Origin of the sequence: Aeribacillus sp. FSL K6-1121, assembly GCF_038003725.1 — a bacterium.
Lineage (GTDB): Bacteria > Bacillota > Bacilli > Bacillales > Aeribacillaceae > Aeribacillus > Aeribacillus composti.
Map to the genome: position 1 here is coordinate 803,590 of NZ_JBBOPS010000001.1, position 21,642 is coordinate 825,231.

Sequence of the window (21,642 nt, forward strand, 5' to 3'; positions counted from 1 at the left end):
TACGTGAATAGGGTGGCATTTTAGACCATATGATGAATAACAAATTCATGAAAGGGGGCTCCGTTTATGCCGAAACATCCAACAATTGGTGTGGCGTTAGGTTCCGGGGGAGCTAGAGGCTTTGCTCATCTGGGTGTTTTGAAAGTGTTGAAGCAGCATGAAATACCGATTGATATGATTTCCGGTTCGAGCATGGGGGCCCTTGTAGGAAGCTTTTATGCCTCAGGTTTAACTGTTGAACAAATGTATAAATTGGCGGCAGCATTTAAACGAAAATATTTTATCGATGTGACCGTTCCAAAAATGGGGTTTATTCAAGGAGACCGCATTAAACAGTTAATTCGAATTTTTACCCGAAATCAAAATATAGAAGATTTGCCGATTCCTTTAGCGGTCGTTGCAACCGATTTAAATGAAGGGAAAAAAGTTGTTTTTCGAAAAGGTCCTGTTGCGGATGCCGTTCGGGCAAGCATTTCGATTCCGGGAATTTTTGTTCCTTTTTCTTATAACGGCTCGTTATTAGTTGACGGAGGAGTGATTGAACGGGTTCCCGTTTCAGCGGTGAAAGAAATGGGGGCTGATATCGTAATAGCGGTCGATGTATCACATGTCAAAAAAGAAGCTCGCATTCAGTCCATTTTTGATGTCATTATGCGGAGTTTAGACATTATGCAAAATGAGTTAGCGCAGCATCGAATAACATCAGATGTAGTGATCTGCCCGCGTGTTGAACATTTTCACAGCGGAGCGTTTACGAAAATTGATGAAATTATTAAACTCGGTGAAGAGGAAGCAACGAAACATATTGATGAGATCAAGAATAAGATCAACCAATGGAAGGAGACCAATCATGAAAAGTAAACGCATTATTATTTCTCTTATCATCAGCATCATTGTCGCACTCTCCGGTTCCTTCATCAAGCTCCCTTATTATATTACAAAACCGGGATTGGTCAATGATTTATCCAATATGATTCATGTTGAAAACGGATATAAGGAAGAGGGCAGCTTTTCGTTAACAACAGTCCGTTTCGGGAGAGCAACATTATTTACGTATTTATGGGCGAAAATGCAGAATGATTATGAGATTATGCCGATTCAACATGTCCGCCAAGAAGATGAATCTGATGAGGAATATATAAAACGTCAAATACATATAATGGAAGCTTCACAAAAAGCTGCGATTACCATCGCCTATAAAGAAGCCGGCAAAAAAATTACTATTCAAAATAATGGCGTTACAGTATTGGAGGTTATGAAAGAAGTACCGGCAAGGGAAAAATTAAAAGTTGGCGACCGAATCGTCGAAGCCGATGGAATGAAAATAAAAACTTCCGAGCAATTTACTGATTATTTAAAAGGGAAGAAAAAGGGCGATCATATATCACTAAAAATAAACAGAGATGGAAAAATAATTGAAACATCAGTAGAACTTGTCCAAATTCCTGGTTATCCTAATAAAACGGGTCTCGGTGTTGGCGTCGTGACGGATAAAAAATTGACGACTTCACCAGGAATTACTATCAATACAAAAGACATCGGCGGTCCTTCAGCAGGTCTGATGATGGCTCTTGAAATTTACGATCAGCTGACGGAAACGGATTTAACAAAAGGATTAGAAATTGCTGGAACAGGAACGATTAATGAAAAAGGGGAGATAGGTCCGATCGGCGGCATTTCACAAAAAGTGATAGCAGCAGACCGTGCTGGGATTGATATATTTTTTGCCCCTAACGAAAACGGCAAGAGAGGCTCCGATTATGAAGAAGCGCTGAAGACACGAGACTCCATTCATTCTGATATGAAAATCATACCGGTGGATACATTTGATGATGCCGTCCATTATTTAGAAACAATGAGGACTTCCGGTTAAGGAAGCCCGTAACGTATAGGAGGCATTGTATACTCGAGCTTCATAAACTCGGTTGCGGCAGGTTCGTTGAGGATGAGCGCATAAACATTTGTCGCTCTGAGATCCATTTCCAATACATCTGAAGAATAGGACGAAACTTTAGAAATAAGCGGCAGCTCCAACTGTTTTTTAACAGCTTGCAAATAGCTTTGCCCCCGCCCTGACATTCCAAGCAAACGAATATACGGGGCTTTTTTCGTTTTTAATATGCTCGCCATTTCTTCTTTTTTCGTATTGGTCAAAAGATAGGTGCATAATCTTTGCAATCTTGTCCATGTGTATCTTTTCGTTTTCAAGAGAGATAGAAACTGGTGGAATGATGCGGCCTTTTTAATATGGTGAACAACGCGGTGTTCCAAGCCTTCGTCCATTTCATATATTTCTTTTAATTCTGTTAAAGTTTTGGACAATATAGAATATTTTAAAAATGGAAAGTAAAGCTCCCAATCGTGAAAGGCTGAATAAGTTTGTTTATAATTCAGTAAAATGCGAAACGAACTTTCCGGAACATAATGTTTCATGGAAGACAAGTTTTGTTCATGAACAATGTTTTTTCGGATGCTTGTTGCGCTGGCAATGCTCGGGTGATGGTATGATTCATCATGGTAGCCGGCGCCAATTCTCTCGATTGTAAGAGGCTTCATCGAGCTTTTTTGTTGAACAATGGCTTTGACATATTGAAATCCTAATATATTGTTCGGTTTGCTTAAATCTAATAGCGTTTTTTCTCCGGAAGCAATTTTTTGAAAAGCAATGGAAACGGCCTTTGGATAACTGTTGCCTTTCGAAAGCGCTGTTTTCAAAAGATGAACGAAATCATCGCTTCTTTTTTCCAGCAGTTCATATGTTTCAAGAAAAGCGTCAATTTTTCCGACCTCGCTTCCGAAACATAGTGAATCACAGCCAAGCGCATCTAAAATCGACACGGCGCCGCTGGCGAAAATTTCTGCGCTTTGCGTTGAAAAGGCAAACGGAAGTTCAAAAACTAAATCTGCGCCGCCTGCTAGAGCCATTTCTGTTCTCGCCCATTTTGAGACGAGTGCCGGCTCTCCCCTTTGCAAGAAATGACCGCTCATCACTGCAATGACAATATCAGCATTTGCTTTCTTCTTTGATTCGGCTAGATGGTGTAAATGACCGTTATGAAATGGGTTATATTCTACAACAATTCCGACCGCCTTCAACTCCATCACCTTCTTTTTCAATTCATCAATATATTTGTGCAATAATGCCTATATTATAGTGTAAAGGAAAAATATTGACAAATACTTATTTGAAAGCTATAATAACCTTTGTTGTCTTGAGGTGATATATGTTGAAATGGTCTGTTCATCAATTGTATAAACTGCAGAAAAAAGGCTTACAAATCAATGAAGATGTCGATCTATATGATCTTGTCCAAAATCATCCTGATTTGCGGGAGATAACTCCTGTTCATGTTCAAGGACATGCAGATATAAGCTCTATGAAAGTCATCTTTCATTTAACAATTACTGGCGAAATGACGCTTCCTTGCGCAAGAACACTTGTTGATGTTAAATATCCATTTGAAATCCGCACATCGGAAACGTTTTTGTTTAGCTCCGACGAGTATGAAACGAGTGAGCAAACACATGTTGTTCAAGGAGAAGTCATTGATTTAATGCCAATCATTCATGAGCTTGTCCTTTTAGAAATTCCGCTTCAAGTGTTTAGTGATGAAGAGGAAAACAAGCAGGAAGCAGCACCTCAAGAAGGGAAGTTTTGGAAGTTAATAAAAGAGGAAGAACAACAAAACAAAATTGACCCAAGATTAGCTAGCTTAGCTAAGTTATTGGATAAGAAAGAAAATGATTCTTAAAGCATTGCTCTGTAAGGAGGTGGGAAAAATGGCAGTACCTTTTAGAAGAACATCCAAAACGAAAAAAAGATTGCGCCGTACACATTTTAAATTACAAGTTCCAGGTATGGTAGAATGTCCAAACTGCGGAGAAATGAAGCTGGCGCACCGCGTATGCAAATCTTGCGGAACATACAAAGGCAGAGAAGTAGTAAACAAATAATGAAAAGTGACCATACCCATGTCAAGTAGACAATTTAGCTGCGGCCTTTTCTCGATATTCAGTCGGGGAAAGGCCGTTACATTTTGTGAAAGCAAATGCGGCTTAAGATCTGCTTGAACGGCTTGATCGTTTTTGGACTTTCTGTATTAAAGCGCGAGAAAAAGCTTTTCAATACATACATATTTTTTCTCCTGGCACAGAGGCTTCCTTGAATCTTTGAAAATTTCTTATCCATTCTGCAATCTGTGCATCCTCTTTATTCCTAAGGCTCCATGAAGCTGCCGAGAAAACGATCCTTCCTCTAATGTTAAGCGAACGACTTCACGAATATGAGTAGAAGATTTGTCCTTTTAGCATAAATCTCCTCCAAGCTAGCCTCTAAAAAATATCCTCTTTTTTGACAGCCAGCCTGCTGGCGGAATGGGAAAAGATGTGAAGAAAATGTCGAATGCCGTATTAGAACAACCGCTTCTTCCAAATTTACTAATGCATCTCTCAATTCTCCCTCGATTTTCAAAAAAAACTTTTTAGGAAGCAGAAGAAATGTCAATGAAAGAAGCACATTCTTTTTCCTTTCAACTAAAACTGTGCTTCTATCGTTTCTATTACAGGCATATATATTATTAAAAATTGCATGAAATAGTTGAGATGAGGCAAAAAGCTCGCATCACAAAATTTAGAAAAGAGAATGGAAGCAACAATTGATTTGTTACATCTCATTCTATTTTTAAAAAATCATTTTTAAGAAAAAGTCAAATCAAAACGGAGGGATGAACAAATGGCGGTGACACGGCAAGATGCATGGACAGAGGATGAAGATCTGCTCTTGAAAGAAATTGTTTTGCAGCATATTCGCGAAGGCGGAACACAACTAAAGGCTTTTGAGATCGTTGCGGAGAAACTTTCAAGAACGGCTGCTGCATGCGGTTTTCGCTGGAATTCATATTTGCGAAAAAAATATGAAACAGACATTGAACTTGCGAAACAGGAACGTAAAAAATTTAGACAGCAAAAAGAAAAGAAAAATTCCGAAAAAAAGCTGCTTCATTATGAGGAAGCAGGTGGAAGATCGGAAATCACTATCGATGATGTGATTGCTTTTTTAAAGTCTACACAGCACCAACCGGTGAACAATCGGTTGGAAGAAGAAAATAAAAGCTTGCGTGAAAAAATCTCTTTTCTAGAACAAAAAGTAGAAGAATTTAAAAACGAAAATGAACAATTACATGAACAATTGAAAAAGATTGAAAATGAATTTTACGCTTTTATTAAAATGATGGAAAAAGTGAGGGAACGAGCAGGATTGAAAGAAGAGGCGGAGGAAGAAAAAATGAAACATAAAAAAAGACCGTTTCAGTTCGGTCAGGAATGAAAAAAGGGAGATTCTAAAAATAGATGAAACCGACAAAGCGTGCCGGTTTCATCAACTATCGACTTCTGACTTTGAAAAAGACGCTGGCAGCGTCTTTTTTTAATGAGCGCCCTTTTCTTTGACAGTGACACCGTTAGGATACCAAACGAGAGGATTTTCTCCACGATCTCGTTTCATATCATACTTTACAGGGACAAAGCCCATCTTTTCCCAAAAGCCAGCCGATTTCATACGCGGATTTGTTTTTATAGGCAAGCCGAACGATTTGGCAAAATCTACTAGCGCTTTTCCATACCCTTTTCTTTGGTATTCAGGAAGCACTTCCAATTTCCATAACTCAAGATAGTCCTGTTTTGGCTCAAAATATTGATCGTATTTTTTATCCACCCGATATAAACTCATCCGGGCAATTAATTTGTCTCCGTAGTAAATCCCGTAAAAGGGCGAATCGCTGTTATTTTCGATAATATTTGCTTCTAAATCCTCCAGCATGGATAATTCTTGTAAACCGTATTCTTTAAATTTTTTAAATTCCTCTAAAGTTTTATAATTGACTAATAATTTTTCCACTTTTACCATGGCGAATCTCCCCCAATTGCCGCTATAATGATAGACGCCTTTTCACTCACATTATACTAAACATAAAGAGAAAATAACATTGAAAAAATAATAAAAAAGCAAATATAATCAAATTTTTAATTATATTCAGGAAAAAGAAGAATTTTTAGTTTTTGTTTGTTATGATACATATGAGAGAGGTGGAGAACTTGAAGATCGGTGTAATTGGCGGAGGAGCTGTAGGATTGTTAATATCGGCATACCTTAGCCGAAAACATGACATTACCCTTTATACAAAGACGGAAGAGCAGGCGATTTCGGTAAGGACAGAAGGGATACATGTCATAGGCCCGAACCCTTGGACTGCATATGTAAAATCACGTGCAGATGTATTATATAATGAAGAATTATTAATTATTGCTGTCAAGCAATATAGTCTGCCGTCATTATTTGGAAATCTAAAGCAATTGCCGCCGAAAAAGATTGTATTTGTTCAAAACGGCATAACTCATATCGGCAGAATGAAAGAGCTTGCCCAACATGAATTGTATATAGGTGTTGTAGAGCACGGCGCCTTAAAAAAATCCCCCAATACCGTTCACCATACTGGTATTGGGAAAATTCGCATCAGCCCGTATGACGGCGGTGGGGCGCGGGAATTTATTGATCAGTTAAATACGTCTGATCCTTTATTTTTGATACAATATGAAGAGGATTGGGAGTCGGTTGTATTGAAAAAATTGGCCGCCAATGCAGTTATTAATCCATTAACTGCCTTATTTCGAATGCCGAATGGCCACATCGTCAGCAATCCTTATGTTGCAAAGCTTGCCAAAAAGCTATTTCACGAAGTATGTGATGTTCTTGAAATAAATGATAAGGATGATTTATGGGAATATATTGAAAGTATTGCAATAAAGACAAAAAACAATCGTTCATCAATGCTGTCGGATATTGAACATCATAAAAAAACAGAAATTGATTCAATATTAGGGGATCTCATTCAAAAAGGGGAAGAAAAGGGTGCTCATACTTGTACAATGGAATTTTTGTACAATGCGATTAAAGGGTTGGAAAACCGGGAGGAACGTTGATGGGAATTGTTATAGGAATCATCGCTTTTTTTGTGACGTTTCCATTGGCCGCGTGGCTGCTGTTTTTGGTTCTTTTTCGTGTTTTATTAAAGAGTAAGAAAAAATCTTTCCTTTTGAGCGTGGATGTGGCTGCTGTATTTTTTGCCGTTTCATTTTGGATCAAGCTTTCTGTTATTTGGCATCATCAATCGTTTTTATGGCTGCTTTGTTTATATTTGCTGCTTTTTTTGGCGACAGCTGGACTTCAATTCGTATTCACTGACGAGATCAAATGGATGAAAGCATTGAAAATGATGTGGAGAAGCTCTTTTTTAATATTTTTTCTGCTGTCTGAGAGCATGGCGATCATCGGGGTGTTTATGTACATAATGAATCAAATGTGAATAAAAAAAAAGCAAATTTTTTTTGTTTGAAAATATTACATGCTATACTCTTGTCGGGGTAATGATAATGAACGAAGAAAGGAAGTTAATAGATATGGAGGCGTTTGAACTCTTCCTTCCTCAATCCAATCCTTTTGTGAACAATTATATAAATCGGCGATTAGAGGTTGAAAAATATTTTGATTATGATCCATTTCAAGAAGATGTATTTCAAAAAAGATATGACGATATTTTATCAAGGACTTATAAGAGGGATGAGCTGGCGGATGTTTTAATCCAATATCATAAGCGGCTGAACGCAACAGAACAGATAATGGAGAATATTTTAAAATTAAAAAATCCGAATAGTGTCGTCGTTGTGGGCGGTCAGCAAGCTGGACTCTTAACAGGACCTTTATATACAATACATAAAATCATTTCCATATTGGCATTGGCGAAAGAGCAAGAGAAAAAGCTGAACATACCTGTTGTTCCCGTTTTTTGGATCGCGGGGGAGGATCATGACTTTGACGAAATTAATCATCTCTATGTGGCAGACAGAGGGCGTTTGAAAAAGAAAACGATCATGCAAACACAACGAAAAAAAACAATGATATCGGAGTTATCAATTGATAAAAACGCTTGTCGCATTTGGCTGGAAGAAGTTTTTGCGGCATTTGGCGAAACGAAATATACGAAACATTTGCTTGCTTCTTTGTATCATGAGCTTGACCAATCTGCCACTTATGTTGAATTTTTTGAACGATTACTCATCTCCATGTTCGGAGATGAAGGAATTGTACTCATCAACTCTGGATCAAAAGAATTGCGGGAATTGGAAAAATCTTATTTCGAACAAATGCTCATGGCAACTGACAGCATTTATCATCAAGTCGTCAAGCAGCAGCAAATTTTAAAAGAAGAAGGATATCCATATCAAGCAATTACAATGAGAGAAAACTGCGCCAATCTGTTTTATCTAATAGAAGATGAGCGCTATTTGCTCATAGAAAAAGAGAAGAATCTGTTTTCGATCCCTGAAATCAATTGGACGTCTTCGTTGTCTGATCTTTTAGAAGAAGTCAGAATGAATCCATGGAAGTTCAGCAATAATGTAGTGACAAGACCGGTCATGCAGGAATATTTGCTTCCGACTTTGGCTTTTATCGCCGGACCAGGAGAAATTGCGTATTGGGCAGAATTAAAAGAGGTATTTCATTTATTCTCGATGAATGTGCCGCCAGTTATTCCGAGAATTCATTTGACGATTTTAGAAAGAAACATAGAGTCGGACTTGCTAGAATTGGACCTGCCGTTGGAAGAGGTTCTTAAGCAGGGGGTTGAACCGTTAAAACATAGGTGGTTTAAACAAAAGGAGCCTTTTGATGTCAGCGCATATGTGTCGAAAGCAAAAGAAGAGATTGAGGACATTCATCGGTCATTGCGAGAAAAAATAGAGGATTTCGACCAAAGCTTAGCGCCCGTATTGCGGAAAAACGCACAATTTATCGAACAGCAGATAGATTTTGTGGAAAGGATCGTTCAAAAAAAGGTACATGCAAAATATGAAGCAGAGCTGCAAAAGTTCAGGCGTATTGAGTATTCACTGAAACCGAATAATCAATGGCAAGAAAGAGTATGGAATATTTATTACTATTTAAACAAATATGGGCCGAATTTTGTAAAAGATTTGCAGCAGTTGACATATACTTTCAATGGAAAACATAAAATTGTCAAATTATAAAACTATTTTTTGAAAAATCCTGTGTCATACAGGGTTTTTTTTTATGTCCATTAATAGTACAATAAATTTGTGGTGAAAAGTGGGGGGAAGTGGTGGAAAAGAAATGAAAGTGGGGCCAACGTGATGTTTATGGGAGAATACCAACATACGATCGATTCAAAAGGAAGATTGATCGTACCCGCAAAATTCAGGGAAGGCCTTGGCGAGAAGTTTGTTCTCACGAGAGGTCTTGATCAATGCTTGTTTGGATATCCCCTCAGCGAATGGAAAGTGATTGAAGAGAAACTGAAAGCTCTCCCATTAACAAAAAAAGATGCCCGAGCTTTTACACGATTTTTCTTTTCCGGCGCTATTGAATGTGAAATGGACAAGCAAGGACGGATTAACATTGCGGCTCCACTTCTTGCTTACGCGAAATTGGAAAAAGAATGCGTCGTCATCGGCGTTTCCAGTCGGATAGAAATTTGGAGCAAACAAAATTGGGAGCAATACGTGGCTGAACAAGAAGAATCATTTGAAGAAATTGCAGAAAACATGATTGATTTTGATATTTGATGTTCATCCTATCCATAATCAAAACTTCTTCCGTTGGAAACGAGGTGCTGGATATTGTTTGTACATAAGACAGTTTTGCTGGATGAAGCGATTGAAGGTTTACGAATAAAAGAGGACGGAATTTATGTTGATTGCACATTAGGAGGGGCAGGCCATAGCGAACAAATTGCTAAAAGGCTGACAACTGGACATTTATACGCCTTTGACCAAGATGAAGCTGCAATTGCTTTTGCGAAGGAAAAACTCGAGCCCTTCCAAGATAAAGTAACCATCATCAAAAGCAATTTTAAACATTTAAAAGAAGAGCTTTTCTCTAGGGGTATTCATAAAGTAGACGGGATTTTGTTTGATTTGGGAGTATCTTCGCCTCAGCTGGACACACCGGAACGAGGCTTCAGCTATCAATATGACGCTCCTCTTGATATGAGAATGGATCAAAACCAAGAGCTTTCCGCTTTTACCATTGTCAACACCTGGCCCTATGAAAAGCTTGTAAAAATTTTTTTTCAATACGGAGAAGAAAAATTTTCAAAGCAAATAGCTCGAAAAATTGAACTTGCCCGCAAAAAAAAGACCATTCAAACAACTGGCGAGCTGACGGAAATTATAAAAGAGGCAATTCCTTCCGCCGCTAGAAGAAAAGGTGGGCATCCTGCCAAACGCATCTTTCAAGCAATTAGAATTGCCGTCAATGACGAGCTTTCCGCTTTTGAAAGCGCGGTTAGTCAGGCAATTGAACTGTTAGCTCCAGAAGGGCGGATATGTGTTATTACGTTCCATTCTTTAGAAGATCGAATTTGCAAACTGGCGTTTAGAAAAGCTGCCAGCCAAGCAGAAATTCCGCGCAACATACCGATAATTCCCAACGAAATGCTGCCAGAAATCAAAATTATAACAAAAAAACCGATCGTGCCGTCGGAAAATGAAATTGAAGAAAATCGAAGGGCGAGATCCGCTAAACTTCGTATAGCAGAAAAGATTAAAAAATAGGAGGTTTTCTATGAGCAATTTAGCTGTCAAAATTCAAGAAAGGCGACAAGAAGAAAAGAAGCATGCAAAACAAACCCTCGTTGTTAAACGAAAAAGATCCTCCATTACATTAGGCGAGAAACTGTTATTTGTTGTTTTTTTATTTTTGATGCTGGTATGCTCCATTTGGATTATCTCAAATAGTGTGAAATTGTATCAAGCAAATATAGAAATGCAGAAAATCGAAGCTGAAATTGAAAATCAGGAAAAAATCAACAGTGATTTAAACCTTCAGGTCGATGAATTGAAAAGACCTGAAAGAATTTATAAAATTGCTAAAGACTTAGGCTTCACATTAGATCCAAGCAAAGTAAAAGGCATACAGGACTGATTGGGATGAAGAAAAGCAAAAATATGAATCGGGGAGCAGCAATATTATCCGTAATATTTGTTCTGCTCTTTTTTATCTTATTTGGGAGGTTTTTCTACATTCAAGCGACAGGAACTGTCGATGGTCAAGTGCTAGCTGTTAAGGCAAAAGAAAAATATGAAAAAAAGCGCATGCTTGAAGCCCGCCGCGGCCAAATATTGGATCAAAAAGGAAACGTGCTCGCTGAAGATACTGTTACCTATACATTAGTAGCTGTATTGGATGAAAAAATGACAACGGATCCCGACCATCCGAATCATGTTGTCGATCCTGAAGAAACGGCAGAAAAATTAGCTCCCATTCTTGGAATGAAACAGAAAGAAATCGAAACTATTTTGAAAAAAGACAAGTTTCAGGTCGAATTCGGAGAAAAAGGAAGAAACATCAGCTTTGCGAAAAAACAGCAAATTGAAAAGCTTAAATTGCCCGGCATCGGTTTTATTCGCGATACAAAACGTTTTTATCCAAACGGAAAATTTGCATCATATGTGATTGGCTACGCCAAGCGAGATGAAAAGACGGGAAAAACAACCGGGCAGCTGGGGATAGAAAAAAGCTTAGATAAATATTTGCAGGAAACAGACGGATATGTGATATATGAAAGCGACCGAAGCGGCTACAAGCTGCCGGGCAGCAAAGACAAAATTGTTACGCCGAATAACGGAGCCGACGTTTATTTAACAATTGACCAAAAAATTCAAACGTTTTTGGAAGATGCGTTAAATGAAGCTGAAAAACAATATCAGCCGACGAAAATGATCGGAATTGTCGCAGACCCAAAAACGGGGAAAATTTTAGCGATGTCTCAGCGGCCAAGCTTTGATCCAAACGAGCGTGATATTCAAAATTTTTACAATGACGCTGTTTCTTACCGTTTTGAGCCTGGTTCGACAATGAAAATTTTTACATTAGCTGCTGCGGTTAATGAAGGGGTTTATAACGGCAACGAAAAATATAAGTCCGGGATGTATAAAGTAAAAGGCGCAAGTCCTATATACGATCATAACAATGTCGGATGGGGCACCATTACGTTTGATGAAGCTGTTCAGCGGTCATCCAATGTCGGTTTTGCCATATTAGCGCATAAAAAGATTGGGCTTGAGCGGTTTTATCAATATTTAAATCGTTTTGGGTTTTTAGAAAAAACGGGTATTGATTTGCCGAACGAAGAGAACAGCAAATTAAATTACAAATGGGAGAGGGATAAAATTTCGACTGCATTTGGACAAGCGTCAGCTTTCACACCAATCCAGCTCGTACAAGCTGCAACAGCTATTGCCAACGATGGGAAGATGATGAAGCCTTATGTCATCGATAAAATTGTAGACCCTGACACAAATCGAGTGCTAAAGAAGACGGAACCATCGGTAGAAGGCGAACCAATCACAAAAGAAACTGCTGCGAAAACGCTTGATATTTTAGAAACTGTTGTGACATCTGAACATGGAACAGGGAAACCTTTTCAAATACCGGAGTACCACATCGCCGGGAAGACTGGGACAGCTCAAATAGCAGGAGAAGGAGGACGTTATTTAACGGGTCGGGAAAATTATGTATTTTCCTTTTTAGGAATGGCTCCAAAAGAAAATCCAGAGCTCATTGTCTACGTTGCTGTTCAGCAGCCGAAGTTGAAGCCGACAGAAACCGGTTCAGCTCCTGTTTCCATGATTTTTAAATCAGTGATGAAAAATAGTCTTGAATATTTAAAAATTGAACCGACAACTGCTGCTGCGAAGGAAGAAAAAAATGTTAAAAATGAAAAAGAAGTCGGAGTTTCACTGCCTGAATATAAAGGCCAGCAGGTTCAACAAGCCGTTCAACAGCTCGAAAAACAGCAAATTCAACCAATTGTTCTAGGCGGCGGAGCCACCGTCACCTCCCAATATCCAAGCGCGACTTCACGGGTGATCCAAAGAGAAAAAGTGTTTCTTCTAACGGACGGAGCTGTGAAAATGCCGAACATTTCCGGATGGTCGTTGCGGGATGTGATGAAGCTGTGTTCCATCATGGAGCTTGAGCTGAAATATGAAGGAAGCGGATATGTTAACGCACAAAATATTAAACCAGGCACTGAAATTAGAAAAGGAGATCAATTAACTATTAAATTAAAAAAGCCTAAGTAGTACCACAATAGGAGCCCGCTTTTAAAAAAAATGTATCTGGGAACGGTTTGGCAAGCGGGCGCCTGCTTCCGCTTGAAGCTTGTTCTATATTAAATGGACGAGGCATATATTTTGATAGCGAACCTACATGAGGGGAGTTATCATATATATGCGCGTTTCAAATGTAACAGTAAGAAAACGGCTCGTTTTCGTTCTATTGGCAGGTTTTTTGATTTTCGCCGTGATCGAAGTAAGACTAGGATATGTCCAATTTGTGTTAGGCGGGCAATTAACTTCTCTTGCCAAGGATTTATGGAGCAGAAATATCCCTTTTGAACCAAAGCGGGGAGAAATCGTGGACAGAAATGGGGAGAAGCTTGCGACAAATGTCAGTGCTCCGAGCGTTTTTATCATTCCCCGTCAGGTCGAAAATCCAGCTGAAACGGCTCAAAAGCTTGCTTCTGTCTTAAATATGCCGACGGAAAAAGCTTATCAATACGTAACGAAAAAAGAAATGATTGTCCGTGTTCATCCTGAAGGGCGGAAAATATCTGACGAAAAAGCGCAAGAAATACGCAGTTTAAATTTAAAAGGCGTTTACATTGCCGAAGATTCTAAAAGATATTATCCGTTTAACAGCCTTTTAGCGCACGTTTTGGGCTTTACAGGGATAGACAATCAAGGGCTAAGCGGACTTGAATTATATTATGATCGGCAATTGAAAGGCCAAAAAGGATATGTTAAATTTTATTCTGATGCTAAAGGAAAAAGAATGCCAAATGAAGTGGAGGAATATATGCCTCCTGTGGACGGCTTGAATTTAAAGTTGACGATTGATGCAAAAATTCAATCGATCATCGAAAGGGAATTGGACATTGCCGAATCGAAATACAATCCGGACGGAATAATTGCCATTGCCATGAATCCGAACAACGGAGAAATTTTAGGCATGGCATCAAGACCGACATTTGATCCGACAAAATATCAGCATGTCGATCCGAAAGTTTATAACCGAAATTTGCCGATCTGGAGCACGTATGAACCTGGATCAACATTTAAAATTATCACGTTAGCAGCCGCTCTTGAAGAAAAGAAGGTTGATCTTTATAGAGAGCATTTTTACGACCCGGGTTATGTAAAAGTTGCCGGTGCGACATTAAGATGTTGGAAAAAAGGCGGACATGGGGATCAGACGTTTCTTGAAGTTGTTCAAAATTCATGCAACCCGGGATTTGTTGAACTTGGACAAAGGCTGGGAACATCGACTTTGTTTGAATATATTAAAAAATTTGGCTTTGGTGAAAAAACGGGGATTGATTTAGCAGGTGAAGGAAGCGGCATTCTATTTCAAGAAAGTCAGGTTGGACCTGTCGAGCTTGCGACCACAGCGTTCGGCCAAGGGGTCTCTGTAACGCCGATCCAGCAAGTGGCCGCTGTTTCAGCCGCGATCAACGGCGGTGTTTTATATACACCGAATATCGCAAAAGAATGGATTGACCCGGATACGGGAGATGTTGTATCAAGAAAGACTCCTGAGGCGAAAAGACGCGTTATTTCCGAGGAAACATCCAAACAAATTCGCGCTGCTCTTGAAAGTGTTGTTGCAAAAGGTACAGGAAGAGGAGCGTTTGTTGAAGGGTATCGGGTCGGAGGAAAAACGGGGACTGCGCAAAAAGCTGCTCCCGGCGGAGGATATTTGACAAATAATCATATTGTATCGTTTATTGGTTTTGCACCTGCAGACAACCCTCAAATAGTTGTTTATGTCGCCGTTGATAATCCAAAGGGAACGGTGCAATTTGGCGGTGTTGTTGCCGCGCCAATTGTAGGAACAATCATAAAAGACAGTCTCCGACAGCTCGGTGTGAAGCCTAGAACGAAGCAAATGGAAAAAAAGGAAACTTGGCTGGATGAAAAGTTCGTCACAGTACCGGACGTTTTAGGACTCTCAAAACAAGAGCTCGCTGAACAGCTTGTGAATTTAAAACTTGATGTAAACGGCGACGGCAAGGTAGTCGTTCAACAATCGCCAAAAGCAGGCGTAAAGGTAAAAGAAGGATCTACTGTACGAATTTTATTAGGAGACGAGGCGGCAGCAGACGAATAATTTTCTAAAAAAGGGCTTTTTGAAACAACTGCTTTTGAAAAGCCCTTGTCGCTCATTTTAAGCTAAGATAAAATAATGGAGAATGTTTTTTTGAGAAAGGATTATCGTTATGAAATTAGATGCAATTCTCACTGCTCTACATCATTATAAACGTTATGGTAATGGGAATCCTGAGATTACTTCATTGGAAATGGATTCGCGTGCTGTGAAGGAAGGAAGCTTATTTATTTGCATCAAAGGCTTTACGGTAGACGGTCATGAGTTTGCTTTAGAAGCTGTAAAAAAAGGCGCGGCCGCTCTGTTATCAGAAAAACCGCTGAATCATCTGCCGGGTGATATCCCGGTAATTGTCGTAAATGATACAAAACGGGCAATGGCTGTGCTTGCTGATTATTTTTATGACCAGCCAACACATAAGCTTCACCTCATCGGTGTCACGGGCACGAACGGAAAAACGACTACGACTCATCTGATTGATCATATTTTTCGCAATGCCGGCTATAAAACCGGTTTAATCGGAACAATGTATACAAAAATAAATGATCAACAATACGAAGTAAAAAATACAACGCCTGACAGCTTAACCCTGCAAAAAACATTTAAAAAGATGATCGAGGAGAACGTGACCCACGCCAGTATGGAGGTTTCCTCTCATGCGCTGCATATGGGACGAGTCCACGGCTGTGATTTTGATGTTGCAGTATTTACGAATCTCACCCAAGACCATTTAGACTATCACCAAACAATGGAAGAATATCGAAATGCGAAAGGATTATTGTTTGCTCAGCTCGGAAATAAATATGATCATGATCATCCAAAATTTTCTATATTGAATGGTGATGATCCAGCCTCTGACTATTACAGACATATGACTTCTTCCCATATCGTTACATATGGAATTGAAAACGAATGTGAGATTATGGCGAAAGAATTGAAAATGAATGCAAGCGGGACTTCTTTTCTCCTCGTTACTCCTGAAGGTACATTTCCTGTACAAATGAATTTAGTCGGGAAATTCAGCGTTTATAATGTTCTTGCTGCTATTGCGGCTTCTTTAGTTTCAGGAGTTGAGATCGAAAAGATCATCGAAGCGGTCGAATCGATGGAAGGTGTGCGCGGCCGATTTGAGTTAGTAGATTGCGGACAAAATTTTTCCGTCATTATTGACTATGCACACACACCAGACAGCTTGGACAATTTATTGAAAACGGTGAAGGAGCTTGCCAAAAAGAAAGTCATTTTAGTCGTTGGCTGCGGAGGAGACCGCGATCGAACGAAGCGTCCGCTTATGGCGAAAATTGCTGTTCAGTGGGCGGACATTCCAATTTTTACTTCCGACAACCCTAGAAATGAAGATCCACATCAAATATTAAAAGATATGACAGCTGGTGTCGACGGAGAACCTTTTCATTCAATTGTCGATCGAGAGGAAGCCATCCAATTTGCAATCAGCAATGCAGAAGAAGGAGATGTCGTCGTCATTGCAGGAAAAGGCCATGAAACATATCAACAAATCGGGGACAAAAAATTTGACTTCGATGATCGAAAAGTGGCTATTCGCGCTATTCAATTGAAAGAGAATAAATAATCAAGCAGGAAGAGGATTTGTTATGAAATTGGAATGGTTTAACATCAATAATCATATGGATATAAAGGCAAATGTTGGTTTTGGTGGGAGGAGGAAGTATCAATGCTAGAACAAGTCGTGCTTTTTACCATCTTAATGGGCTTTTTAATCAGTGTATTACTTTCTCCCATTTTTATTCCATTTTTAAGAAGGCTGAAATTTGGCCAAAGTATTCGGGATGAAGGACCAAAATCCCACCAAAAAAAATCCGGAACTCCGACGATGGGCGGAGTCATGATTATGTTATCCATCATTATCACCACTATTGTCATGACCAATAAATTTTCGAAACCGGGGATCGAAACGTTTTTGCTGTTGTTTGTAACAATCGGTTACGGACTCCTTGGATTTTTAGACGATATGATTAAAGTGGTGTTAAAAAGAAATCTCGGTCTGACTTCAAAACAAAAATTAATCGGTCAAATCATTGTTGCGGTTATTTTTTATTTTGTTTTAAATCAATTTGAGTTCTCTACAGAAATTCGATTGCCGGGGACGGAACTTTCTTTTGATCTTGGCTGGCTCTACCCGGTTCTTATTTTGTTTATGCTTGTAGGTGGCTCAAATGCCGTCAATTTGACCGACGGTCTCGATGGATTGTTATCCGGCTGCGCTGCAATTGCTTTCGGAGCATTTGCTGTATTGGCATGGAACAATAGTCAATATGATATCGCCATCTTTAGTGTTGCAGTGGTCGGTTCCGTATTAGGCTTTTTAGTGTTCAACGCTCACCCTGCAAAAGTGTTCATGGGAGATACTGGCTCATTGGCTTTAGGCGGAGCGATTGTCGCTGTAGCCATTTTGACAAAATTAGAAATTTTGCTTATAGTGATTGGCGGCGTGTTTGTTATTGAAACATTATCAGTCATTATTCAAGTAATTTCCTTTAAAATGACTGGAAAAAGAGTGTTTAAAATGAGCCCGCTCCACCATCACTATGAATTAAACGGATGGTCGGAATGGAAAGTCGTCGTGACATTCTGGGCGATGGGTTTGCTTTTTGCAATACTAGGAATTATCATCGAGGTGTGGTTATAATTGAAAAATGTACAAATGTATGTCGATCAAAACGTTCTCGTATTAGGTTTGGCGAAAAGCGGCTTGAGAGCCGCTAAATTATTGCATAAACTAGGTGCTCGTGTTACCGTAAACGACATGAAACCATACGAAGCAAATGATGATGTAAAAGAACTTGAAAGTTTAGGGATCAAACTTATTTTAGGAGAACATCCGGAACAATTGCTCGAGGAGCATAATATTGATATTGTTGTAAAAAATCCAGGCATTCCATACACAAACCCGATCGTACAAAAAGCAGCGAGCCAAAATATTCCCGTTATAACCGAAGTCGAGCTTGCGTATCAAATTTCTGAAGCGGAAATTATTGCGATAACTGGATCGAATGGAAAAACGACGACGACAACTTTAATATACGAAATGCTGAAGGCAGATGGAAAACAGCCGCTGCTGGCAGGAAATATCGGAAATGTGGCTTGTGAAGTTGTACAGGAAGCGACAAAGGAACAAATTGTAGTTATGGAGGTATCCTCGTTTCAGCTTTTAGGAACCATTCATTTTAAACCTTCAGTCGCGGTCTTGTTAAATATTTTTAATGCCCATCTAGACTATCATGGAACTCGCGAAAATTATATGCAAGCGAAAGGGAAAATTTTTTCAAACCAAGATGACCAATCGGTTGCGGTTATCAATTCGGATGATCAAGATGTTGTGCGTCTGTCTGAACTGTCAAACGGAAAGAAAATTTATTTTTCAACCAATAAGGAAGTATCAAATGGTGCTTATATCCAAAATGAATCCATTTGGTATGATGGTGAAAAAATTATTGATATAAAAGATATCGCTCTTGTCGGCAAGCATAACTTAGAAAATATTTTGGCCGCTATTTGTGCAGTAAAGGCGAAAAATGTTGGAAACAAAGCGATTCAAAAGGTGCTGGCATCGTTTTCAGGTGTAAAGCATCGCCTGCAATATGTTGGCGAAGTTTCAGGAAGAAAATTTTATAACGATTCGAAGGCCACGAATATTTTGGCAACAACAAAGGCTCTCGAAGCTTTTTCATCCCCTGTTGTATTGCTGGCCGGAGGGCTTGACCGGGGGAATGAATTTGATGAATTAATCCCGTATCTCAAACATGTGAAAGCAGTCATCACCTTTGGACAAACTGCCCCAAAAATAAAGAAGGCTGCAAAGAAGGCTGGAATAGAACTGATAGAACATGTCGATAATGTGGAACAAGCAGTCTTTGCGGCGTTTCGCATATCGGATATAGGTGATGTCATTTTGCTCTCTCCGGCCTGTGCAAGCTGGGATCAATATAAAACATTCGAAGAGAGAGGAGACATTTTCATAAACGCCGTGCATAAGCTAAAATAAGGGCTCGTACCCTTAAGCTTAAAAAAGATGGGGTGTTCGGCGTGTCGACAAAAAGCAAATCTCCAGATTTCATTTTAATTTTGATCACATTTTTGCTGCTTTCGATCGGTTTAATCATGGTATATAGCGCAAGCGCCATATGGGCAACGTATAAATTTGACGATGCATTCTTTTTTGCAAAGCGGCAGCTGCTGTTCGCCGCCTTGGGCATTGTTGCCATGTTCTTTTTTATGAATATAGACTATTGGACATGGAGAACGTGGGCAAAGGTGCTTTTAATCGTATGCTTCGTTTTGCTGATTGCCGTGTTGATTCCTGGAATTGGCGTTGTACGAAATGGCTCCAGAAGCTGGATCGGTGTCGGGGCATTTTCCATACAGCCTTCTGAGTTTATGAAGCTAGCGATGATCGCCTTTCTGGCTAAATTTTTGTCCGAAAATCAAAAATTTGTAACAACCATTAAAAAAGGGCTTTTCCCGTCCTTAGGATTAGTCTTTTTAGCATTTGGGATCATTATGCTTCAGCCGGATTTAGGAACAGCAACGGTGATGATGGGAGCATGTGTCGTCATGATCTTTGCAGCAGGAGCGAAAATTAGCCATTTTATCGGACTGGGATTGATAGGTGCACTCGGTTTTACCGCTCTTGTGTTATCAGCTCCTTATCGTATGAAAAGGATCACTTCGTTCCTCAATCCATGGGAGGATCCGCTTGGGAGCGGGTTTCAAATTATTCAATCGCTTTATGCAATTGGCCCTGGAGGCCTTTTCGGATTAGGATTGGGTCAAAGCAGACAAAAGTTTTTTTATTTGCCCGAGCCACAAACAGATTTTATTTTTGCGATCGTTGCGGAAGAATTGGGGTTTATAGGCGGTTCTCTTGTGCTTTTATTATTCTCTCTTTTGCTTTGGCGGGGAATTTTAATCGCGTTGAACGCGCCTGATTTATTCGGCAGCTTGCTAGCTGTCGGCATTGTTGCAATGGTTGCGATTCAAGTGATGATCAATATCGGGGTTGTCACAGGATTAATGCCTGTAACGGGCATCACCCTTCCGTTTTTAAGCTATGGAGGATCGTCACTGACGTTAATGCTGATGGCAATCGGGGTGCTTTTAAATATTAGCCGATATGCAAAATATTAAGCTTTCCAATCCGGATAAATATGGAAAAAAAGGGGCTTTTCGGCTTGTTTGCTCAGCCTCTTTTAACTGTTTTATAAAAAGTTTCTAACATTTCAGGGGGGCTTTTTGAATGAACATTGTCGTAAGTGGAGGAGGAACCGGCGGTCATATTTATCCTGCGCTTGCTTTCATAAAAGAAGTGAAAAAATATGACCCTCATGCCAATTTTTTATATATAGGGACGGAAAATGGACTGGAAAAAGAGATTGTGGCACGGGAAGGGATCCCGTTTAAAGCGATTAAAATTAGCGGTTTTAAACGAAAGCTGTCGTTTGATAATGTTAAAACAGTTTATCGATTTTTCAACAGCTTCGCCATCTGCAAAAAGCTGCTAAAAGAGTTTCAGGCGGATGTTGTAGTTGGGACTGGAGGATATGTTTCGGGACCAGTCGTTTATGCAGCCAGCAGACTCGGAATACCGACAATCATCCACGAACAAAACAGCGTGCCTGGTTTGACTAATAAATTTTTAGCAAAATATGTTGATAAAGTCGCCATTTCTTTTGAAAGCTCCAAAAAATTTTTTCCGGAAGAAAAAGTTGTTCTAACAGGAAATCCTCGCGCGCAGGAAGTGATTGGCGGCGATCGGGCAAAAGGTAAATCATCTTTAAATTTAACAGAGAATGTAAAATCCGTGCTCATCTTTGGAGGAAGCCGCGGGGCAAGACCGATTAATGAATCTGTCCTCAGCATCCTTGACGAATTATCGAAAAAGCCGTATCAAATTGTTTATGTCACCGGTGAGGTTCATTACAAGCAAATAATGGAACAAATAGGTGATTGCGGCCGGCTGAAAAATATTATTATCAAACCGTTTATCCACCAAATGCCGGATGTGCTGGCAGCAGTTGATTTAATCGTATCAAGAGCAGGTGCTACGACTTTAGCGGAAATAACAGCGCTTGGTCTTCCAAGCATATTAATTCCAAGCCCGTATGTTACAGCCAATCATCAAGAAGCAAATGCCCGCACACTCAGTGAAAGAAACGCTGCCGTTTTATTGCTTGAACAAAATTTAACAGGGCATCGTTTGTTAACGTTGATCGATCAAATTTTACTGAATCCGGAAACGTTGAAGAGCATGAGCAAAGCTTCTTTTGAACTGGGAGTTCGTGATGCAGCCAAAAGGCTTTATCAAGTCATGAACGAACTTGCCGCTGCTAATAACAAGATTTGAAAATGGGGGGATACAT

20 protein-coding genes are annotated in these 21,642 nt (G+C 39.6%); 18 read left to right on the forward strand and 2 right to left on the reverse strand.

The window, feature by feature from the left end; genetic code table 11:
* The first annotated feature begins 66 nt into the window (after positions 1-66).
* Together NSQ61_RS04190 and NSQ61_RS04195 are read left to right on the forward strand one after the other, a co-directional pair.
* Positions 67-861, forward strand: a complete 795-nt coding sequence (locus NSQ61_RS04190) for a patatin-like phospholipase family protein (RefSeq protein ID WP_063388513.1) — start codon at positions 67-69, stop codon at positions 859-861.
* Complete coding sequence (locus NSQ61_RS04195; protein WP_339209987.1) at positions 851-1,873, forward strand: SepM family pheromone-processing serine protease; 1,023 nt, start codon at positions 851-853, stop codon at positions 1,871-1,873. Before NSQ61_RS04190 ends, NSQ61_RS04195 begins: the two co-directional genes overlap by 11 nt.
* On the opposite strand, the gene NSQ61_RS04200 is transcribed toward NSQ61_RS04195, so the two are convergent.
* A complete protein-coding gene (locus tag NSQ61_RS04200) occupies positions 1,870-3,096 on the reverse strand; it encodes a nucleotidyltransferase (RefSeq protein ID WP_340808044.1) in 1,227 nt (408 codons plus the stop codon). The two genes, NSQ61_RS04195 and NSQ61_RS04200, sit on opposite strands and share 4 nt — an antisense overlap.
* A 131-nt stretch (positions 3,097-3,227) precedes the next feature.
* On the opposite strand from NSQ61_RS04200, the gene NSQ61_RS04205 reads away from it, so the two are divergent.
* The 3 genes from NSQ61_RS04205 to NSQ61_RS04215 all read left to right on the forward strand — a co-directional run bounded on the left by NSQ61_RS04205 (position 3,228) and on the right by NSQ61_RS04215 (position 5,326).
* Positions 3,228-3,752, forward strand: coding sequence for a YceD family protein (locus NSQ61_RS04205; RefSeq protein ID WP_063388510.1), 525 nt, complete (start codon positions 3,228-3,230; stop codon positions 3,750-3,752).
* A 28-nt stretch (positions 3,753-3,780) separates the two neighbouring features.
* Entirely contained in the window at positions 3,781-3,954 is a 174-nt protein-coding gene (gene rpmF / locus NSQ61_RS04210) for a 50S ribosomal protein L32 (protein ID WP_063388509.1), read from the forward strand.
* A gap of 778 nt (positions 3,955-4,732) precedes the next feature.
* Complete coding sequence (locus NSQ61_RS04215) at positions 4,733-5,326, forward strand: RsfA family transcriptional regulator (protein WP_066251829.1); 594 nt, start codon at positions 4,733-4,735, stop codon at positions 5,324-5,326.
* Between the two features lie 99 nt (positions 5,327-5,425).
* On the opposite strand, the gene NSQ61_RS04220 is transcribed toward NSQ61_RS04215, so the two are convergent.
* A complete protein-coding gene (locus NSQ61_RS04220) occupies positions 5,426-5,905 on the reverse strand; it encodes an N-acetyltransferase (RefSeq protein WP_063388507.1) in 480 nt (159 codons plus the stop codon).
* Between the two features lie 188 nt (positions 5,906-6,093).
* Here NSQ61_RS04220 and NSQ61_RS04225 point away from each other — a divergent pair, with 188 nt between their 5' ends.
* The 13 genes from NSQ61_RS04225 (at position 6,094) to murG (ending at position 21,626) form a co-directional block, all read left to right on the forward strand.
* The gene (locus NSQ61_RS04225; protein WP_340806086.1) at positions 6,094-6,978 is read left to right on the forward strand and encodes a 2-dehydropantoate 2-reductase; all 885 of its coding nucleotides are present in this window, start codon (positions 6,094-6,096) and stop codon (positions 6,976-6,978) included.
* Positions 6,978-7,361: a DUF3397 family protein gene (locus tag NSQ61_RS04230; protein ID WP_063388505.1), complete on the forward strand. Its 384-nt coding sequence runs from the start codon at positions 6,978-6,980 to the stop codon at positions 7,359-7,361. Before NSQ61_RS04225 ends, NSQ61_RS04230 begins: the two co-directional genes overlap by 1 nt.
* Positions 7,362-7,428: 67 nt before the next feature.
* On the forward strand, positions 7,429-9,084 hold the full coding sequence (gene bshC / locus NSQ61_RS04235) for a bacillithiol biosynthesis cysteine-adding enzyme BshC (protein WP_340806089.1): 1,656 nt from the start codon (positions 7,429-7,431) through the stop codon (positions 9,082-9,084).
* Positions 9,085-9,207: 123 nt separating this feature from the next.
* Entirely contained in the window at positions 9,208-9,639 is a 432-nt protein-coding gene (gene mraZ, locus NSQ61_RS04240) for a division/cell wall cluster transcriptional repressor MraZ (RefSeq protein ID WP_063388503.1), read from the forward strand.
* Between the two features lie 54 nt (positions 9,640-9,693).
* Positions 9,694-10,629 (forward strand): 16S rRNA (cytosine(1402)-N(4))-methyltransferase RsmH, encoded by a 936-nt coding sequence (gene rsmH / locus NSQ61_RS04245; RefSeq protein ID WP_063388502.1) that lies wholly within the window; start codon positions 9,694-9,696, stop codon positions 10,627-10,629.
* Positions 10,630-10,639: 10 nt separating this feature from the next.
* Entirely contained in the window at positions 10,640-10,999 is a 360-nt protein-coding gene (gene ftsL / locus NSQ61_RS04250; RefSeq protein ID WP_063388501.1) for a cell division protein FtsL, read from the forward strand.
* 5 nt (positions 11,000-11,004) lie between these two features.
* A complete protein-coding gene (locus NSQ61_RS04255; RefSeq protein WP_162876998.1) occupies positions 11,005-13,161 on the forward strand; it encodes a penicillin-binding protein in 2,157 nt (718 codons plus the stop codon).
* Between the two features lie 148 nt (positions 13,162-13,309).
* Complete coding sequence (locus NSQ61_RS04260) at positions 13,310-15,247, forward strand: stage V sporulation protein D (protein WP_066251821.1); 1,938 nt, start codon at positions 13,310-13,312, stop codon at positions 15,245-15,247.
* 109 nt (positions 15,248-15,356) lie between these two features.
* Positions 15,357-16,835 (forward strand): UDP-N-acetylmuramoyl-L-alanyl-D-glutamate--2,6-diaminopimelate ligase, encoded by a 1,479-nt coding sequence (locus NSQ61_RS04265; RefSeq protein WP_066251819.1) that lies wholly within the window; start codon positions 15,357-15,359, stop codon positions 16,833-16,835.
* A gap of 102 nt (positions 16,836-16,937) precedes the next feature.
* A complete protein-coding gene (gene mraY / locus NSQ61_RS04270) occupies positions 16,938-17,912 on the forward strand; it encodes a phospho-N-acetylmuramoyl-pentapeptide-transferase (protein WP_066251816.1) in 975 nt (324 codons plus the stop codon).
* Complete coding sequence (gene murD, locus NSQ61_RS04275; RefSeq protein ID WP_429652951.1) at positions 17,913-19,268, forward strand: UDP-N-acetylmuramoyl-L-alanine--D-glutamate ligase; 1,356 nt, start codon at positions 17,913-17,915, stop codon at positions 19,266-19,268.
* Between the two features lie 41 nt (positions 19,269-19,309).
* Positions 19,310-20,410, forward strand: a complete 1,101-nt coding sequence (spoVE, locus tag NSQ61_RS04280; RefSeq protein WP_063388496.1) for a stage V sporulation protein E — start codon at positions 19,310-19,312, stop codon at positions 20,408-20,410.
* A 109-nt stretch (positions 20,411-20,519) separates the two neighbouring features.
* Positions 20,520-21,626, forward strand: coding sequence for an undecaprenyldiphospho-muramoylpentapeptide beta-N-acetylglucosaminyltransferase (murG, locus tag NSQ61_RS04285; protein WP_340806098.1), 1,107 nt, complete (start codon positions 20,520-20,522; stop codon positions 21,624-21,626).
* The last annotated feature ends 16 nt before the right edge of the window (positions 21,627-21,642 follow it).

Coding starts and splice junctions, on each gene's coding strand:
- bshC (WP_340806089.1), top strand. CDS start 7,429: ATGAACGAAGAAAGGAAGTTAATAGATATGGAGGCGTTTGAACTCTTC.
- NSQ61_RS04220 (WP_063388507.1), bottom strand. CDS start 5,905: ATGGTAAAAGTGGAAAAATTATTAGTCAATTATAAAACTTTAGAGGAA.
- NSQ61_RS04265 (WP_066251819.1), top strand. CDS start 15,357: ATGAAATTAGATGCAATTCTCACTGCTCTACATCATTATAAACGTTAT.
- murG (WP_340806098.1), top strand. CDS start 20,520: ATGAACATTGTCGTAAGTGGAGGAGGAACCGGCGGTCATATTTATCCT.
- NSQ61_RS04255 (WP_162876998.1), top strand. CDS start 11,005: ATGAAGAAAAGCAAAAATATGAATCGGGGAGCAGCAATATTATCCGTA.
- NSQ61_RS04230 (WP_063388505.1), top strand. CDS start 6,978: ATGGGAATTGTTATAGGAATCATCGCTTTTTTTGTGACGTTTCCATTG.
- mraY (WP_066251816.1), top strand. CDS start 16,938: ATGCTAGAACAAGTCGTGCTTTTTACCATCTTAATGGGCTTTTTAATC.
- NSQ61_RS04215 (WP_066251829.1), top strand. CDS start 4,733: ATGGCGGTGACACGGCAAGATGCATGGACAGAGGATGAAGATCTGCTC.
- NSQ61_RS04190 (WP_063388513.1), top strand. CDS start 67: ATGCCGAAACATCCAACAATTGGTGTGGCGTTAGGTTCCGGGGGAGCT.
- mraZ (WP_063388503.1), top strand. CDS start 9,208: ATGTTTATGGGAGAATACCAACATACGATCGATTCAAAAGGAAGATTG.
- NSQ61_RS04195 (WP_339209987.1), top strand. CDS start 851: ATGAAAAGTAAACGCATTATTATTTCTCTTATCATCAGCATCATTGTC.
- ftsL (WP_063388501.1), top strand. CDS start 10,640: ATGAGCAATTTAGCTGTCAAAATTCAAGAAAGGCGACAAGAAGAAAAG.
- rpmF (WP_063388509.1), top strand. CDS start 3,781: ATGGCAGTACCTTTTAGAAGAACATCCAAAACGAAAAAAAGATTGCGC.
- NSQ61_RS04260 (WP_066251821.1), top strand. CDS start 13,310: ATGCGCGTTTCAAATGTAACAGTAAGAAAACGGCTCGTTTTCGTTCTA.